The 15,596-nt window shown below is 48.8% G+C and carries 18 protein-coding genes; 14 read left to right on the top strand and 4 right to left on the bottom strand.

What is annotated here, in order from left to right; genetic code table 11:
- Window positions 1-173: 173 nt before the first annotated feature.
- The 5 genes from AB1656_07625 (at window position 174) to AB1656_07645 (ending at window position 3,570) form a co-directional block, all read left to right on the top strand.
- Window positions 174-644, top strand: a complete 471-nt coding sequence (locus AB1656_07625) for a hypothetical protein (protein MEW6235240.1) — start codon at window positions 174-176, stop codon at window positions 642-644.
- A 19-nt stretch (window positions 645-663) separates the two neighbouring features.
- A complete protein-coding gene (locus AB1656_07630; protein ID MEW6235241.1) occupies window positions 664-1,590 on the top strand; it encodes a hypothetical protein in 927 nt (308 codons plus the stop codon).
- Between the two features lie 125 nt (window positions 1,591-1,715).
- A complete protein-coding gene (locus AB1656_07635) occupies window positions 1,716-2,540 on the top strand; it encodes a hypothetical protein (GenBank protein ID MEW6235242.1) in 825 nt (274 codons plus the stop codon).
- 284 nt (window positions 2,541-2,824) lie between these two features.
- On the top strand, window positions 2,825-3,145 hold the full coding sequence (locus tag AB1656_07640; GenBank protein ID MEW6235243.1) for a nucleotidyltransferase domain-containing protein: 321 nt from the start codon (window positions 2,825-2,827) through the stop codon (window positions 3,143-3,145).
- Complete coding sequence (locus AB1656_07645) at window positions 3,142-3,570, top strand: HEPN domain-containing protein (GenBank protein MEW6235244.1); 429 nt, start codon at window positions 3,142-3,144, stop codon at window positions 3,568-3,570. Before AB1656_07640 ends, AB1656_07645 begins: the two co-directional genes overlap by 4 nt.
- A 192-nt stretch (window positions 3,571-3,762) precedes the next feature.
- On the opposite strand, the gene hslU is transcribed toward AB1656_07645, so the two are convergent.
- Both hslU and hslV read right to left on the bottom strand, forming a co-directional pair.
- On the bottom strand, window positions 3,763-5,178 hold the full coding sequence (gene hslU / locus AB1656_07650; GenBank protein MEW6235245.1) for an ATP-dependent protease ATPase subunit HslU: 1,416 nt from the start codon (window positions 5,176-5,178) through the stop codon (window positions 3,763-3,765).
- An 18-nt stretch (window positions 5,179-5,196) separates the two neighbouring features.
- Window positions 5,197-5,796 (bottom strand): ATP-dependent protease subunit HslV, encoded by a 600-nt coding sequence (hslV, locus tag AB1656_07655; protein MEW6235246.1) that lies wholly within the window; start codon window positions 5,794-5,796, stop codon window positions 5,197-5,199.
- Between the two features lie 213 nt (window positions 5,797-6,009).
- Between hslV and AB1656_07660 the strand changes: the two genes are divergently transcribed.
- The 7 genes from AB1656_07660 (at window position 6,010) to AB1656_07690 (ending at window position 11,994) form a co-directional block, all read left to right on the top strand.
- The gene (locus AB1656_07660) at window positions 6,010-6,690 is read left to right on the top strand and encodes an MtnX-like HAD-IB family phosphatase (GenBank protein MEW6235247.1); all 681 of its coding nucleotides are present in this window, start codon (window positions 6,010-6,012) and stop codon (window positions 6,688-6,690) included.
- Window positions 6,691-7,192: 502 nt separating this feature from the next.
- Window positions 7,193-8,065, top strand: coding sequence for a 3-methyl-2-oxobutanoate hydroxymethyltransferase (gene panB / locus AB1656_07665; protein MEW6235248.1), 873 nt, complete (start codon window positions 7,193-7,195; stop codon window positions 8,063-8,065).
- Window positions 8,066-8,202: 137 nt separating this feature from the next.
- A complete protein-coding gene (gene panC, locus AB1656_07670) occupies window positions 8,203-9,045 on the top strand; it encodes a pantoate--beta-alanine ligase (GenBank protein ID MEW6235249.1) in 843 nt (280 codons plus the stop codon).
- A gap of 10 nt (window positions 9,046-9,055) precedes the next feature.
- Window positions 9,056-9,442, top strand: coding sequence for an aspartate 1-decarboxylase (panD, locus tag AB1656_07675; GenBank protein ID MEW6235250.1), 387 nt, complete (start codon window positions 9,056-9,058; stop codon window positions 9,440-9,442).
- 200 nt (window positions 9,443-9,642) lie between these two features.
- The gene (nadB, locus tag AB1656_07680) at window positions 9,643-11,256 is read left to right on the top strand and encodes an L-aspartate oxidase (GenBank protein ID MEW6235251.1); all 1,614 of its coding nucleotides are present in this window, start codon (window positions 9,643-9,645) and stop codon (window positions 11,254-11,256) included.
- Between the two features lie 84 nt (window positions 11,257-11,340).
- Window positions 11,341-11,571 (top strand): addiction module protein, encoded by a 231-nt coding sequence (locus tag AB1656_07685; GenBank protein ID MEW6235252.1) that lies wholly within the window; start codon window positions 11,341-11,343, stop codon window positions 11,569-11,571.
- A gap of 183 nt (window positions 11,572-11,754) precedes the next feature.
- Complete coding sequence (locus AB1656_07690) at window positions 11,755-11,994, top strand: hypothetical protein (GenBank protein ID MEW6235253.1); 240 nt, start codon at window positions 11,755-11,757, stop codon at window positions 11,992-11,994.
- A gap of 37 nt (window positions 11,995-12,031) precedes the next feature.
- Here the strand turns inward: AB1656_07690 and lexA are convergent, their stop codons facing one another.
- On the bottom strand, window positions 12,032-12,673 hold the full coding sequence (gene lexA / locus AB1656_07695) for a transcriptional repressor LexA (GenBank protein ID MEW6235254.1): 642 nt from the start codon (window positions 12,671-12,673) through the stop codon (window positions 12,032-12,034).
- Between the two features lie 435 nt (window positions 12,674-13,108).
- Here lexA and AB1656_07700 point away from each other — a divergent pair, with 435 nt between their 5' ends.
- On the top strand, window positions 13,109-13,924 hold the full coding sequence (locus AB1656_07700) for an ABC transporter permease (GenBank protein MEW6235255.1): 816 nt from the start codon (window positions 13,109-13,111) through the stop codon (window positions 13,922-13,924).
- On the opposite strand, the gene AB1656_07705 is transcribed toward AB1656_07700, so the two are convergent.
- Window positions 13,921-14,622 carry a hypothetical protein gene (locus AB1656_07705; protein ID MEW6235256.1) on the bottom strand — a complete coding sequence of 234 codons (702 nt, stop codon included), beginning with the start codon at window positions 14,620-14,622 and terminating at the stop codon, window positions 13,921-13,923. The genes AB1656_07700 and AB1656_07705 overlap by 4 nt on opposite strands.
- Before the next feature lie 20 nt (window positions 14,623-14,642).
- Between AB1656_07705 and AB1656_07710 the strand changes: the two genes are divergently transcribed.
- Window positions 14,643-14,786, top strand: a complete 144-nt coding sequence (locus tag AB1656_07710) for a hypothetical protein (GenBank protein MEW6235257.1) — start codon at window positions 14,643-14,645, stop codon at window positions 14,784-14,786.
- The last annotated feature ends 810 nt before the right edge of the window (window positions 14,787-15,596 follow it).

The raw sequence follows: 15,596 nt of genomic DNA on the forward strand, positions 1-15,596 counted from the left end.
TCGCACGCTGAAACGACGCGGATACCATCCGATCCAAACCCTCGTCGCCGCGCTTCGGGAATATATCCGCACCGGCCATTTACCCCCATTCCCTCCCTTTCTCACTTCTGATGGCTGACCTGTTACATATAAGAAATACAACTACGGTTTGGGGTACTAGTAAAATTAATACTATGACGAATGGAGCGGATGGCATATTAGATCAAGTTAAAGTTGATCTTGATACAAGCCCATCTATAACAACTGATACGCTACTGACGAGTTCTCCTATAATAGTTTTAGGGCCTCAACAAAGTGATTCTTTTACTCATGCTTGGGATACATACAGAACTGCTACAATTGGTCCTGTAAATGCTGTACTTGTAAGTTCGATATGGCTTTATGATTCAGGTTCAGGAACATATCAAAAAAATATTTATGGTCTGTACCTTATAAATTCAATGTATCACTTAATGCTTATTAGGGGTGATGGGAGTTTAGATTTTGGATGGATATTTGCCCATGAGAATGGTCATTTATTGGGTGAACCGGATATTGGTACGTGGTGGAACTTAATGTGTGGAACCTATGATTATGGTGGCAATAATTTAACAAGTACGCAGAAGTCAAATATGTGGAGCAAAGCTCTCCAATTATTCAATTAAAACTGTAAGAGGTGTAATTATGAAAAAAATAGCGAATAATTTAAAAACGAGACTTTACTCATTGTTTTTCACAGTTGGAATCGCATTCTTTTTTTGCATTTCTGCTTCCTTATCAGAGGAGAAAGAATTAGATTTGGACTTTCCGTCTCAACTGACGATCGCGAAGGAAAAAGCGCAATGGCTGGTCGATCATATTTACGATAGTTATTTTTTTAAATATGCGAATGTCGATCAATTTGTTAAGTTGAAGAATTTGCCGCCGGAGTCGGTGCTGATTTTTCTCCAAAAATTTTCTCAAGGCGAGCCCACGTATCTTGATCGACTTATTTCTAATTTCGAAAAGAAAGAAGGAGCTAATATCTGGCTGGAAGTCCTTAAGAAAATTTACGATTTCCAAAAGGGAAAATATGTTAGCTATAGCCCCATTGATGAAAGTGATACGGAAAAGAAAGATTATCCTACATTCTTTCAATTGGATTTTAGAGAAAGAATTATCGATAAAATTTTTAAAGCGGGAATCGATATTCAAAAAGAACTAATTCCATTTATGGATTATTTGCTAAAAAACGACGACTTAATGGGTTATAGCGTATTTGAAGAATTATTGTGGCAATTGGGGAAAAGATTCGATGAGCATAAGGAATATATCGATATTGTTGTAAGCCATCTTGGCCATAAGAATATTGAAGTCGATTATATTGTTTTATTCGCCATGGTTGTATATTATCATGATGATATGAAAAAGTATCGCGTGGCGGTTATCAAGGTTAAAGAAAAAATAAACAATCGCGAATACGAGAAATTAAAAAATACGAATTTTAAGGAAAAAGAAGATTGGTATATTAAAGAAATAAATAGCATGGCCAATAAGATTGTCGATATTATGGATGGCGTAAGGGAAAAGTGGAATCCGGATAAAGAACCTAAATTTAAAGTTTTTAAGTAGCAATGTATAATGGGCTGCGCTGTTCGTCCATCGCTTGTTTTATTTCTTTAAAACCGATAGGCTGCAAAACGCGGCCTATCTTCCTTTTCTGGATTTTATCAATTTCTCAGGAAAGGGCGCATAACATGAAAATTAAAAAATTAATAGTAATTATTGTTATGAGTAGCAGCATGATAGACTATATGAATATGGGATCAGTTTGTTACGCTGTCGCCATAGAAAATAATGAGCATAATCCAGAAATTCAAAATTTTTCTTATAAAGATGAAGAAAAAATTAAACTCGATACCGAAAAGAAGATGAAGTTGGATTTATTGATTGATGATTGGATAGAATGGGTAAAAAAAGAAAGGGATATTACTCAATCCGTTTGGGGGCCTTATGTAAATAGCGATAAATTTCAAAAAATAACGAGATTGAATCCAACTTATGTTCCATTCATCATTGATCGGTTAAATAAGGAAGAAAATCCAGGTTATAAAGAATGCTTTTGGCTTGCTTTACGCAAAATCACAAAATACAGGGATAAAGATAAAGCATTACAAAGTTTAAATAATTGTGGACATACCTATCAATATTTTCTTAAACTTAGGTATGAAGGAAAAATTTACGATTATATAAAAACAAGGTTTAATGAAAATTACGCTTTGATCCCAAAATCCGGAAATTCGGAAATGAAGGAAAAGGCGAAGAAAGAATTGAAAGAGTGCGGTATTTTCGCCTTGCCGTATGCAGTGGAAGCGATGAAAGACAGCGGCGATCAAGAGGGCGAAATGTTGATGGAATACGTGAATTTCTGGACGGACGGCGGCCTTACGGCTTATGCGAAGGAGCAGGAGAAGGCCTTGCCGTCGTTATCAAAGCAGGAAAAAGTGGAGCTGGCAAGGCAGTGGTGGGAAAAGAAAAAGGATTCATGGCTGATCTCGCCGATGAAGGAAAAGCAGCAATAGAATATCTACTCCGTTTTTGAAAGAACCTCGTAGAAATGGGAATTTTCCTAATCGAGTAGGGGGGAGGTTTACACCACGGGTGGCAAGGGCAAGCTTTTATCTGCCCTTAGATTATGGGAGGAAAATTTTTTCCACTGTTGAATAAATACGGCATTATTCAAGGGCAAAAACAACCTTGTCCTGGCGCCCTACGATACGGATTCAGATAAAAAGATATCCTAAACGCAGATTTTGGAAATGCGTTATAATAATTTACCGAAATAATTTCCGAAGGAAACCGTTTTATGAACTTCTTGGAGAAGCAAATACTCGACGATCTCAAATCGTTATTGAGTCAACGGATTCCACTTCATCGCATGATTCTATTCGGCTCTCGCGCGCGCGGCGACGCCGATCCGGATTCCGATATGGACGTGCTTGTCATCGTGGAAGGCCGCTATACGCAACGGATGCGGGAGATCGTCAGCGAATGCGCTTGGGAAGCAGGATTTGGCCGAGGGATCGTGGTTTCTACGGTAGTCTATTCGCGGGAAGATTGGGAAAATGGGCCGGAGAAGCATTCATTGCTGGCCCTCGCAATTGAGAAGGAAGGCGTTCCGATATGAAAGAGGACGATGTTCGGATTCTAGTCCAATACCGCTTGCAACAAGCCGAAAGCTCCCTTGAAGACGCGAAATTTTTATTTGAAGGCCAACGCAATCCTCGCAGCATTGTTAACCGTTCTTATTACGCCATGTTTTACGCCGCGTTGGCTCTCTTGCAGAAAGTGGGAAAAGTTCCTCGTAAACATACCGGCGCAATTAGCTTATTCGATACGGAATTTGTATTAAAAGGAATATTCCCCAAAGAACTATCGAAAAATTTTCACGATCTATTCGATCTGCGCCAAGAATCCGATTACCAAATTACTGAATCGCCAACGCTGGCCATGGCGGAAACTGTCTTAAAAAAAGCAGATATTTTTGTCCACGCCATAAACGATTATCTCCAACCGGGTAAAGCAGGCGTCCCGCCTGCAAGTGAAACCTAAAACAGGCGGGACGCCTGTTTTACCCTTTGGAAAATGCTTATCGCCGTGCGCAAGGTCAAGGTTTTATCTAACCCTGATGATGTGAAGAGAATTTTTTCTACCGTTGAATAAATACGGCTTTATTCAAGGGCAAAAACAACTTTGCCCTGGTACCCTACATTTCTGCCATTTCCAAAGCAATTTTAGGCCGGATTAGAGGATATAGCGCGACAAGTCTGCGTCTTCGACGATATCGCCCAATTTTTCTTTAACGAAATCCCTGTCGATGACGATGGTTTCTCCCGCCCGTTCCGGCGCTTCGTAGGAGATATTTTCCAGAAGCGCTTCCATGATCGTGTGCAGGCGCCGCGCGCCGATGTTTTCCGTTTCGTCGTTGATGCGCGCGGCCATGGCGGCGAGTTCCTCTACGGCGTCGTCCCTGAATTCGATAGTAACGCCCTCTGTAATCAGGAGGGCGGCGTATTGGCGCAGGAGCGAATTTTTCGGCTCTTTGAGGATGCGCTTGAAATCCTCTTCGTCCAGATCGTCCAATTCGACGCGGATGGGGAAGCGGCCTTGCAATTCCGGGATGAGGTCGGAAGGACTCGATCCGTGAAAAGCCCCGGCGGCGATAAAGAGGATGTGGTCGGTTCTCACCATGCCGTACTTCGTGAAGACGGTGGAGCCTTCGACGAGGGGCAGGATGTCCCGTTGCACGCCGGAGCGTGAAACATCGGGTCCGCTGCCGCCTTCGCGTCCGACGATTTTGTCGATTTCGTCCAGAAAGACGATGCCGGATTGCTCTACTTTCTCCACGGCGTCTTGTACGATTTGATCCATATCGACGAGGCGGTCCGCTTCTTCCTGAATCAAAATCGGACGGGCTTCGGAGACTTTCATCTTCTTGCGCTTTTTGCGGGTGGGGAGCATCTTTTCCACCATGTCCTTGAGATCGATGCCGATCTCTTCGAATCCCGCGCCCGGAGGCACGCCGACGACGACATTACTGGCGCGCTCCGTCACTTCAGGTTCGACGAGGCGATCTTCCAATTTGCCCTCGCGAAGCATGGCGCGGAATTTTTCCCGCGTGGCTTCCAGGCGCAGTTCCTGCGTTTTTTCTTCCTCCTGGAAGCGGTTGGGATCGCTGTACGTGCGGGGCATGTGCGCCGGGATGAGAAGATCGAGCAGGCGATTTTCTGCTCCTTTTTCGGCGGCGTTCCGGCATTCCTCGATCTTTTGCGCGCGCTGATGGGTGACGGCGAGTTCCACCAGGTCGCGGACGATCGATTCCACGTCGCGCCCCACATAACCCACTTCGGTGAATTTGGAGGCTTCCACTTTTACGAAGGGGGCGTCGACCAAACGGGCGAGGCGGCGGGCGATTTCCGTTTTGCCGACGCCGGTGGGGCCGATCATGATGATATTCTTGGGATAGACGTCTTCCCGCATATCCGGTTCGAGGGCGCGGCGGCGCAGCCGGTTGCGCAGAGCGATGGCGACCGATTTTTTGGCGTCGTCCTGGCCAACGATGTATTTATCCAACTCTTGGACGATTTGTTTGGGCGTCAATCCCTCCAACGTAGTCTGATTTTTTATGGCGAATTCCGTACTCACGTTTTGTTCGTTCATCCTTTTTCCTTGATTCGTTTACGATTTCTTTTTTTTCTCGTTCCCGTTATCGGTTTCGGGCTTCGGCAACGATTCGAAGACGAGGCGGTCGTTGGTGAAGATGCAGATTTCCGCCGCCAGTTTCATGGATTCTTCGACGATGCGCTTCAGAGGCAGATCGGTGAATTTCAGGAGCGCTTTCGCCGCCGCCTGGGCGTAGGCGCCGCCGGAGCCGATGGCGATCACATTGTCGTCCGGTTCGATGACGTCGCCGGTGCCGGAGATGACCAGCATCTTTTCCGAGTCGCAGACGATGAGCAGCGCTTCCAAATGACGCAGCATTTTATCTGTGCGCCATTCTTTCGCCAACTCCACGGCGGAGCGGGTAAGATTTCCTTTGTATTCGTCCAGTTTGGCTTCGAATTTTTCGAAGAGCGTAAAAGCGTCCGCCGAGGCGCCCGCGAATCCTGCCAGAATTTCATCGTCGTACATCGTCCGCACTTTTTTGGCGGACTGTTTCATAATCGTATCGCCCAGCGTAACCTGGCCGTCGCCGGCGATGACGACTTCCTCTCCCCGGCGAACGGCGAGAATGGTTGTGGATCGGATTGGTTTTATGGATGATTGGGAAAACGGCAAAGTATATCTCCTAAAAAAACGTCGATGGATTTCCAATGAGTTATTGTACCTTCGAAGCGGCGGAAATGTGAGCGGCGGGAACGGCTTCCGCGCGTATCCTCATATTCTCTTTCTCTATGTATACTAAATGTTTGTTTTTGAATTTCAACTTGCCGTTTCGATAGTGGGGAAACCGGCCTTATCGAAATTCGGTAATAAATCGAATGGAAAAAGATGAAATCGAATAGGGAAACGATTTATTTCGTCGATTTTGACCATACCATCTCCTCACGCGACGTGTGGGACGACATCGTAAAATTCTGCGATCCGGCGGCGCGGGAAGACGTGGTCGGACGCTACCTGCTGGGCGAAATTTCCTCGCGGCAGTGCAACTTGCTTCTGGCTTCCATTATCAAACCTCGCGAGGAGGAAATCCGGCAACGGGTCTACGCCATCGGCATCGATCCCACGTTTCACGATTTCGTCCGCTGGGCGGAGGGTCGCGGGTCGGAGATGATTATCGTGTCCGATGGGTACGATTACTACATCGATCTTCTGCTGGAAAAAGAAGGGTTGACGCATCTGACCTATTTCAGCAACCGGATGAAATGGACGGACGACGGCATCAATGTAGAATTCCCCTTGAACGTCAAGGATTGCGAGCGGGACATGGCCCATTGCAAATGCCAACACATCGCGCCTCATGCGGACAAGCGGCGCGTCTATATCGGCGACGGCGTTTCCGATGTATGCGGGGCGTTGAAATGCGAACAAATATACGCTAAGCGAAACCTGCTCGATCACTGCCGCGAACATGGCGTCGCTCATGTTCCCTTTGCGAATTTTCTTGACGTTATCGCAGGCGAAGAGGCGTGGCTGGTCCGCCAAGAGTCTCCGGCGGCGTTGCGGGATTGAACTTCCCTCGGCGATTGGCGTTGGAACGGGTAAAATGAATGAGGAATGATGAATTTACCCAGATTCGAAAAAGTAGGATAGGTCGCGTTTTTTGACCCATCATTATTAACTCATGTTACGCGGAATGGAAGATTAAAGTAATCTCTTACTATCGTCGTTTGAATCACGAAGACACGAAATGAAAAAGAACAACACGAAAAAAAATCCATACGTTCACCCGCCGTTGAAACGACGGGCTATTGTCGTTTGCCCCTTTAAAGGGGCATTTGACAATAGCCCAGCCTTTAAAGGTTGGGATGAGAAACTTCGTGGAATTCAACCCTTTTGGCGATTCGAAAAAGTAATAATCTTTAAAACCCAACGCCATTTCGTACGATTTTTTCAATGGCATGGAAGTACTGGCTGGGTAACATGAGTTATTAATGAAAGGAATCATTGATGGATCAAAAAACGCGATCCATCCTACGATTTTCCTTCGCTACGAGGATATCGGTGGACAAAAATGAGTACGAAACGAATTACCGCTCCCGATTTGCTGCGAATGAAGAATCGCGGAGAGAAAATCTCCATGCTGACCGCTTACGACTATACGTTCGCCACGTTGATGGACCAGGCGGGAATCGATGCGCTTTTAGTCGGCGATTCGCTCGGCATGGTTGTGCAGGGACATGAAGACACGCTGCCTGTAACGATGGACGAGATGATCTATCATACCCGCGCCGTGCGCCGCGCAGTGAAGCGGGCGCTGGTGATCGGCGACATGCCGTTTCTATCTTACCAGATCGACGCGGAAGAAGCGGTGCGCAATGCGGGGCGTCTCTTGAAGGAAGGCGCCGCAGACGCGGTCAAGTTGGAAGGCGGCCTGCAATCCACGCGCGCCATCCGCCGGATGGTGGAGGCGGGGATTCCCGTCATGGGCCATGTGGGCTTGGGGCCGCAGTCTTGCAAGAATCTGGGCGGGCATAAGGTGCAGGGCAAAACCGCCGAAGCCGCCAAGGCCTTACTGCGCGACGCCGAAGCCGTGCAGGAGGCTGGGGCTTTTGCCATCGTGATCGAAGCGGTTCCTTGGGGCGTGGCGAAACGGATTACGCGGCGCATGACGGTTCCCACGATCGGAATCGGCGCCGGGCCGCATTGCGACGGGCAAGTGCTTGTCTACGCCGATATGCTAGGGCTGTTTACGGCGTTTCAACCCCATTTCGTACGGCGATTCGCCCATCTCGGCGACGAATCCGTGCGCGCATTTCAGGAGTTCGGCCAAGCTGTCAAAGACGGATCGTTCCCCACGCTGGACGAAAGCTATTCCATTGACGAGAATGTTCTTGCTTCTCTCGATGAAGAAGAGGTGCGGGAAAAGAATATGCATCTTTCTTGACAATCGCCGCCGAACCACTACCCCAAAAGGAGCAGCGGTTTTATTATGAATGATGAATGATGATTCGTCGGGCGGCGCACTGCTCAACGTTCGAACCATCTTTTAAATTCATGTGATTTTTTACTTTAGGAAAATCGTTGAAAATCGTCAGGACAGCTTTGGAAATGCAAGCGGCGGGGGATCGCAGCCGGAGAGGAGGGAGCCTTGGCTTCGTCCCCACAATGGGATATCTTCACGAAGGCCATTTATCCCTGGTGCGGGCGTCGAAGGCGGAGAACGACCGCACGGCCGTTTCGATTTACGTCAATCCCACTCAATTCGTTCCCGGCGAGGATTTCGAGCAGTATCCCCGCGATGAAGCCCGCGACCTCCATTGGCTGGAAAAAGAGGGCGTAGATTGGGTTTTTCTTCCTTCTCGCGCAGAGATTTATCCCGAAGGTTTTTCTACTTATATCGAACCGCCCCAACCAAGCCGGGGCTGGTGCGGCGAGGCTCGTCCCGGCCATTTCCGAGGCGTCTGTACGGTAGTGGCGATACTCTTTAACATCATACAGCCGGATCGAGCCTATTTCGGGCGGAAAGACGCGCAGCAAGCGGCGGTTATCCGGCGGATGACGCAAGATTTGCGTTATCCCGTCGAAATCTCCGTACAGCCGATCGTGCGGGAAAGCGACGGACTCGCCATGTCTTCCCGCAACGTTTATCTTTCGCTGGAAGAGCGGCGGAAGGCGTTGATCCTGTCGCAAACCCTGGCGCGGGGAATCGAACGCTTCCGCGAAGGCGAATGCGAGGCGTCCGTGATTTTGCAGGAAGGAATCGCCCGCATCGAGTCGGCGGAGGGCGTCCGTTTGGACTACCTCGGCGCCGTAAATCGGAATACATTCGAATCGGTGAAAACCATCGCGTCCGGCGACTTGTATATCGGATCTATATATGTTGGAAAGACGCGATTGATCGACAATATGATTTTCGATGGATGAAAGAACGATTATGCAGCGAAAAATGTTGAAATCCAAGATTCAAGAAGTCCGCGTAACCAGCAAGGAAATCCATTACGCCGGAAGTTTGGGCGTGGATACGAATCTGCTGGAAGCGGCGGATATTGTATGCGGGGAGCAAATTCACGTTTTCAACGTAACGAACGGCGCCCGGCTTATTACTTACGCCATCCCCGCGCCCAAAGGATCGGGAATTATATCCGTCAAAGGGGCGGCGGCGCGGTTGATCGAGAAGGGGGATGTCTTATTGGTGCTTTCCTTCGCCATGATGGACGAAGAGGAACTGGCCGCCTATTCTCACCGAATCGTATTCGTCGACGAAAACAACCATCTCGTCCGCGTGGAGAATCGTACGGCGGACGATTATTTGACGGTTTAATTTTCCGAAAAAGCGATTCGCGATCGGGGGAATAACGGGCTGCGTTTCGATGAAAGCCCATCCTGCGCAATATAAAATCCCCTTATCCTCACCAGGAGGGCGAAAGGATTTATATGCGGCCATCGAAATGGCGATGAGTATAACATAAGAAATTCGTTCGTTGCTTACGATTTGAATTTCAACGGGGAATGGAGAGCGTTATGGCCTGTTTTGAGAGCGCATTTCTTGTCATTGGCTCCGGCGTCGCGGGATTGAAAGCCGCATTGGAAGCGGCGGAGCATGGAACCGTTCATCTCGTTACTAAAAAGCAGGATTTCGAATCCAATACGAATTACGCCCAAGGGGGAATCGCCACGGTTCTCGATCCCAACGATTCCTTCGAAGCGCATATCCGGGATACGTTAACCGCTGGCGCGGGATTGTGCCGCCGCGATTCTGTGGAGTTGATCGTTACTCACGGTCCCAACGCCATCCGGAATCTGATCGAAAATGGCGTCGATTTTACGCGCAAGGACGATGGCAGCCTGGCGCTGGGACGCGAGGGGGGCCATTCTTTCCGCCGCATCGTTCACGCCCAGGACCTGACCGGGCGCGAGGTGGAGAAGTCTCTCTTGAAGCGCGTTTGCGATCATCCCCGCGTCGCCGTCTTCGAACATCATACGGCGATCGACCTGATTTTGGACGAAAATCGCCGTTGCTGGGGCGCCTGGGTGTGGGATAAAGAGAACGGGGAAGCCGATCGGTTTTTTGCGTCTGTAACGATTCTCTGCACCGGCGGCTGCGGCCTGGTCTATAATTATTCCACCAATCCTCCCATCGCTACCGGGGACGGCGTTGCGATGGCCTATCGCACCGGCTGCCGAATCGCCAATATGGAATTCATCCAATTCCATCCTACCGCCTTTTATACGCCGGACAGCGATCGGCCTTTCCTGATTTCCGAAGCGGTGCGGGGCGAGGGCGCCATTCTTCGCGCAAAGGATGGAACGGCTTTTATGGAAGGCTATCATCCATTGAAAGACCTGGCGCCGCGAGACATCGTCGCCCGCGCCATCGACAATGAGATGAAAAACCGGGGGGACGATTTCTGCTACCTGGACGTGCGTCATTTGGGACTCGATTTCTTCCATAAACGGTTTCCGAATATCTCCCGCTATTGCGAAGAACAAGGCTTGAATCTGGATAAAGACATGATTCCCATCGTTCCCGCAGCGCATTATATGTGCGGCGGGGTGATGACGGATTTATGGGGCGCGGCCGACGCGAAGGGATTATTCGCTGCGGGAGAGGTCAGCTGCACCGGCGTGCATGGCGCCAACCGCCTGGCCAGTAACTCCATCCTGGAAGCGCTCGTCTTCAGCCGCAGGCTGCTGGAACGCGCCGTAGAGGATGGGTTGCACAAAGAAACGCCGCCCCAGGTCGATTGGCAATGGTATCGTCCGCCTCATCAGGAAAAATTGGAAGCCGTGCGCCTGGTGAATTGCCGTAAAACGCTGCGGCTGTTAATGTGGGATTACGTGGGCATCGTCCGTTCCGACGCCCGGCTGAGACAGGCGCGAAAAAGGCTGTCGGTTCTAAAAGACGAGATCGATTCCTACTTCAACGCTGGTCACATTACGGAAGAACTTTTGGAATTGCGCAATCTGGCCCAAGTGTCCGAATTGATCGTACTCTGCGCTTTGGAACGGAAGGAAAGCCGGGGATTGCACTACAACACCGATTATCCCGATTTATCCGATCCCCCCAAAGAAACCATCATCTGCAAGAGAGGAGACGGCGGCGTACATATCGAAAGCGTCCCCATTCCCGAGTGAGGGGCGGTGAGGATAGGAATTCATTTCAAATCCGTATGAATTCGCTGATAAGTATATCCCCGCCATGAAGAAGGAAAATAGATCATGACTGCAAATAGAAAAGAAATCGAGAACGAGGCTATGAAGTTGAGTTTAAATGAGCGAGCCGCGCTTGCCGAAAAATTCCTATTGAGCCTCAATGCGCCTTCCGAAATCGAAAATTTGCAATTGTGGGTGAATGAAGCCGAATGTCGGCTGAAGGAATTACGCGATGAGGCTGCGAAAGCTGTTCCCGCCGAGGAAGTATTCCGCCGTGCTATTGCCGCTATATCATGAGAATAATTGCGTTCCACTCTGAGGCGGAGAGAGAAATCGTTGAGGCGGCTCAGTACTACGAAACAAGGTGAATTCAGGGGAAGGATGCGGAGGGGTAAAGAGTTTTCGCTACTGATAGCGAGCGTTAAGATGCAATAAAATATCCCCAATAACGAATTCGAATCGTTGCTATGGGAGGACGGTATGAAGGCGATTGAAATGGAAACCGTTATCGATCTCGATGGCAAGTTGCCTGATGCTTTTCACGAGGCGTTTGGACGAAAAGCCCGGGTCATTGTTCTTTTTCAGGAAGAGAACCAACTTGCTTCTCAAGAAAATGAATCTGTTCGCCTGATGGAACTTGTCGGGAAAATCACCGCATTTCGAGAATTAGAAGATCCATTGTCGTTTCAAAGGAAATTGCAGGACGAATGGACGCGGTGATCGTTTCCATGAATGGCGAACAATTCCTAAAGGAAAATCAAATCGAGCGGATTAAGCCTACGACGATTCCCAATAAGGCCAGATTTTCTCCCTCTTCTTTTGTGAAATGGATGGGTTGATAGGAAGGATTAGCCGGTTCGAGATAGACTTCGTTATTGCGGCGGCGCAATCGCTTCACCGTGGCGTCGTCTTCCAAACGGGCGACGACGATGTCGCCGTCATCGGCGTTTTCCTGAGCGCGGACGACGACGATATCGCCGTCGAAGATTCCCGCGCCGGTCATGCTGTCTCCTCGCACTCGCAGGCCGAAGATGTCCAATTCGTCCTTGCGTCCGCCGAAGAACTGGGGATCGACGGATAACTCGTCTTCCCGCAGATCGGGCGAGGCAAGGCTGAATGGTCCGGCGGGCACTCGGCCTAGGATAGGCATGGAGCATGTACGTTTGGATTCCATCCTGTTTTCCCGAAATCCGATGCGCTTCAAGCCGCGCGACTTGCCCGGCTCGATTTCCACATAGCCCATTTTTTTCAAACGGTGAACGTGATAACGGGCGCCGTTAGTGGAGGCGATGGAAAACTTTTTACAGATTTCGCGCAAGGTGGGCGGGAAGCCGTGTTCCGCATTCATTTCATCGATATAATTCAATATTTCTTGTTGTTTGGCCGTCAGTTTCAACATGGCGCGCCTCCTTTGGCAGAGTGCTCCTATGTTCACTATTATAGATTGTTCATTTGTTCATTGCAAGAGAAATGGCACAATTTTCTTTGTATTTTTGACTGCTTGAGGCTAATGCAAAATGGATAAAGTTTACACTACAATTCTCCCCCCAAGTTTGGGGGGAGTTAGAGGGGGGTTGACTTTATTAGGCTTAAGGCAACCCCCTCCTAACCTCCCCCATGCTTGGGGGAGGAATAATGGAATTTTGCACGAGGCTCTGTTTTTCCAAAATAAGCGCGTTTGTTGTCAAAAATCAGGGCAGGCGAAAGTCGTCGCGCGCCGCTCGGCTCCGTTCACAACGGTAGACCGGTGGAATAGCGGAATTATGATGAATCGGAAAATTGAACGCGAGGAGGATTCGATTCGGAGCGAACCGAAGTCGATCGTTGGATATTCATGAAAGAACGCATCCGGCATATTCTTTTTCATCGGCATTTGGTTTGGGAATTTTTGCGCAGAGACCTTCAAGCTCGATACATCGGCTCGGCGATGGGATTCTTCTGGTCCGTCGTCAATCCACTAATTCTCTTATTGGTGTACACTTTCGTATTTGGATATATTTTCAGAGCGAAATACGAAGTCATGGGATTCGACGCGGGAGGCGCTTCGCCGGCGCTGTATATTTTCTGCGGCCTCTTGCCGTGGTATGCATTGCAGGAATCTCTCATCCGCTCTACGACGTGCATTGTGGACAACGCCCATCTCATCAAGCAGGTGCGGTTTCCGGCGAAGGTTCTTCCCTTCTACCTAACGTTGTCCAGCATCGTGAACCAATTGATCGGCACCGCGATTTTCCTATTGTTCCTGATTCCCCTTTCGCACAAGGCGCCGATTTCGTTGTTGGCGTTGCCGATAGTATTTGGATTGGAGATCGTTTTGTTTTTGGGATTGGGATTGTTGTTCGCCACGCTGAACGTTTACCTGCGGGACATCGGTCCCTTGGTGAGCATCGGGCTGATGATTCTGATGTGGTCGGCGCCGATTTTCTATACCCTCGCGATGGAAACTCTCCAAGATAGTCGAACCCTTCAATTATTCATTCAAGCCAATCCATTGACTTATTTCATTACGATCCATCATAAAATCATGTTGCAAGGCGTTTGGCCTTCGTGGAATCATTGGATGATATTGGGGGGAATCGCGGCGATGGCATTGGCGTTGGGATATTGGCTTTTCACGCGCTGCCATCAAGAATTCGCCGATTTGATTTAAAGTTTTTGGAGCGATTCCGCCACCGCCTGGCTTAACCGCTGGCTTAGCCGCAGGCTGCGTCTTCCCATGCGCAGTAGATAGGGCAGCCAATAAGGTTTGGACAGAAGGGCGCCGCCCGTTTTCAGCAGGGAAGGGAAGCCATCGTCTCCCAAGCAGCGGGAGGGATCGAATGTGATCGTTTCCTCCGCGGAATCGGAGATCGCCCGAATCCAACCGAACGGCTCTCCCCGCGAAACGGCGTGCAAGGCGACGGAGAGCGATTCCATATCCACGGCCTCCGCGCCCGTCCATTCATGCAACTGACGTTTCTCCCGAGGCGTTCTTGCTATGGATTCGCTGCAATATATGAGACGTTTTTCGGGATCGTTGAAGAGAGGAAGCGGGTGCACCGCTTCGCCGTCCAACGAGGATATTCTGGTTCCGGATAGGATATCTCCCGCCCCTAGGCCAGGAATCAGCGCTCCAGCAAAACCCGTGGATATCCAGCCGCTGACGGGATCGGGGGGTAGAGAGTTCAACAATCGGCGCATATGGGCGCCGCCTACGCCGGAAACGGCGATCCTCGCCCGGCCATTCGAGAGAGTGACGGGAGCAGAAATGGGTTTTGCGGCGGAAGGGACGTCCACGCCCCAGCGCTGGCAGAGCCGCTTTACTTCAATGGGAAGGGCGGCGCAGATTATAAATAATTTCGAAGACATGGTTTACAGCTGTATTCGTCATGATGGGAAAGTTCATTGTAAACCGAATCGCCAGCGAGGGAAAGAACGATAAGGCTCCGACTTATCCCGTTCGCCCCGAATCCATCCTAACCGTCGAAGGCAAACGCCTGCTGAGCAACTTCCTGAAAATCCTCGAACGGTGAGTCTGTCTTTGGTCTTCAAGACGCAAAAAAAGCGGATTTAGCATCGCTCAACCCGCCAGGCATATCTCGATTAGATAGTACTACGGTTCTTATATAAATTCATTTTGCATTGCATTTCCCGATTCTTGCGGAAAATAACAAGATATTTGATTATTTGTTGCGCGCTTGGTAAACCCTATTCATAAATTGTATGGCGTCTTGCGATTCTTGATCTTGAAATCTTACATCTTCTTTCAAAAGGGCTAAAACGTTACGTTTCACAAAGGCTATTTATGCAGAGTGAAGAATATTTATTGGAGATGAGGAAAATTGTTTTTCATTATTCGTATAACAAGGATAAAACGGAAGATATCATGCAAATGTTCTTGTGTCAGATGTGCAATATCTTAGACAGAATTTACAGAGAGGAAAAAGGAATAATTAAGCGGACAGAGAAAACAAAGTCGAAAAACGCTTTTCTCGCCTATTCCAAAACTGTACTAATCAATATCATCAAGAAGAAGCTAAAGAAAGACAGAAGAGTTGCTTTAATTCCTATCGATTCGATTTTAGGGAACGATGAGAATATCGTCGCGATGCCCGAAAACAATGGTCAATTATCTTCTTTGGATACTAGTGGTATGACACATAAATATCGCTATACTTTCTTCCACACATAAGGTTTTGGATTTTCATTCAGATACCACTAGTGTCCGGTTGTTTTCAATCGAATGATAGTCTAAGGCGTTAAAAGATAAAGATTTAGGAGCCGTGATGGTTGGGAACGATTTCAAACGGTTTATACTGATTATCCATTCACACTTCGAGAAA

The organism is Candidatus Omnitrophota bacterium (assembly GCA_040755155.1).
In the GTDB taxonomy this organism is placed as follows: domain Bacteria; phylum Hinthialibacterota; class Hinthialibacteria; order Hinthialibacterales; family Hinthialibacteraceae; genus JBFMBP01.

Bases quoted from the DNA above. Each gene is read 5' to 3' on its own strand.
- AB1656_07645 (MEW6235244.1), top strand. From the start codon at position 3,142: ATGAAAGAGGACGATGTTCGGATTCTAGTCCAATACCGCTTGCAACAA.
- nadB (MEW6235251.1), top strand. From the start codon at position 9,643: ATGGCCTGTTTTGAGAGCGCATTTCTTGTCATTGGCTCCGGCGTCGCG.
- AB1656_07640 (MEW6235243.1), top strand. From the start codon at position 2,825: ATGAACTTCTTGGAGAAGCAAATACTCGACGATCTCAAATCGTTATTG.
- panB (MEW6235248.1), top strand. From the start codon at position 7,193: ATGAGTACGAAACGAATTACCGCTCCCGATTTGCTGCGAATGAAGAAT.
- AB1656_07705 (MEW6235256.1), bottom strand. From the start codon at position 14,622: ATGTCTTCGAAATTATTTATAATCTGCGCCGCCCTTCCCATTGAAGTA.
- AB1656_07635 (MEW6235242.1), top strand. From the start codon at position 1,716: ATGAAAATTAAAAAATTAATAGTAATTATTGTTATGAGTAGCAGCATG.
- AB1656_07630 (MEW6235241.1), top strand. From the start codon at position 664: ATGAAAAAAATAGCGAATAATTTAAAAACGAGACTTTACTCATTGTTT.
- lexA (MEW6235254.1), bottom strand. From the start codon at position 12,673: ATGTTGAAACTGACGGCCAAACAACAAGAAATATTGAATTATATCGAT.
- hslU (MEW6235245.1), bottom strand. From the start codon at position 5,178: ATGAACGAACAAAACGTGAGTACGGAATTCGCCATAAAAAATCAGACT.
- AB1656_07660 (MEW6235247.1), top strand. From the start codon at position 6,010: ATGAAATCGAATAGGGAAACGATTTATTTCGTCGATTTTGACCATACC.
- AB1656_07690 (MEW6235253.1), top strand. From the start codon at position 11,755: ATGAAGGCGATTGAAATGGAAACCGTTATCGATCTCGATGGCAAGTTG.
- AB1656_07685 (MEW6235252.1), top strand. From the start codon at position 11,341: ATGACTGCAAATAGAAAAGAAATCGAGAACGAGGCTATGAAGTTGAGT.
- AB1656_07710 (MEW6235257.1), top strand. From the start codon at position 14,643: ATGATGGGAAAGTTCATTGTAAACCGAATCGCCAGCGAGGGAAAGAAC.
- AB1656_07700 (MEW6235255.1), top strand. From the start codon at position 13,109: ATGAAAGAACGCATCCGGCATATTCTTTTTCATCGGCATTTGGTTTGG.
- AB1656_07625 (MEW6235240.1), top strand. From the start codon at position 174: ATGACGAATGGAGCGGATGGCATATTAGATCAAGTTAAAGTTGATCTT.
- panD (MEW6235250.1), top strand. From the start codon at position 9,056: ATGCAGCGAAAAATGTTGAAATCCAAGATTCAAGAAGTCCGCGTAACC.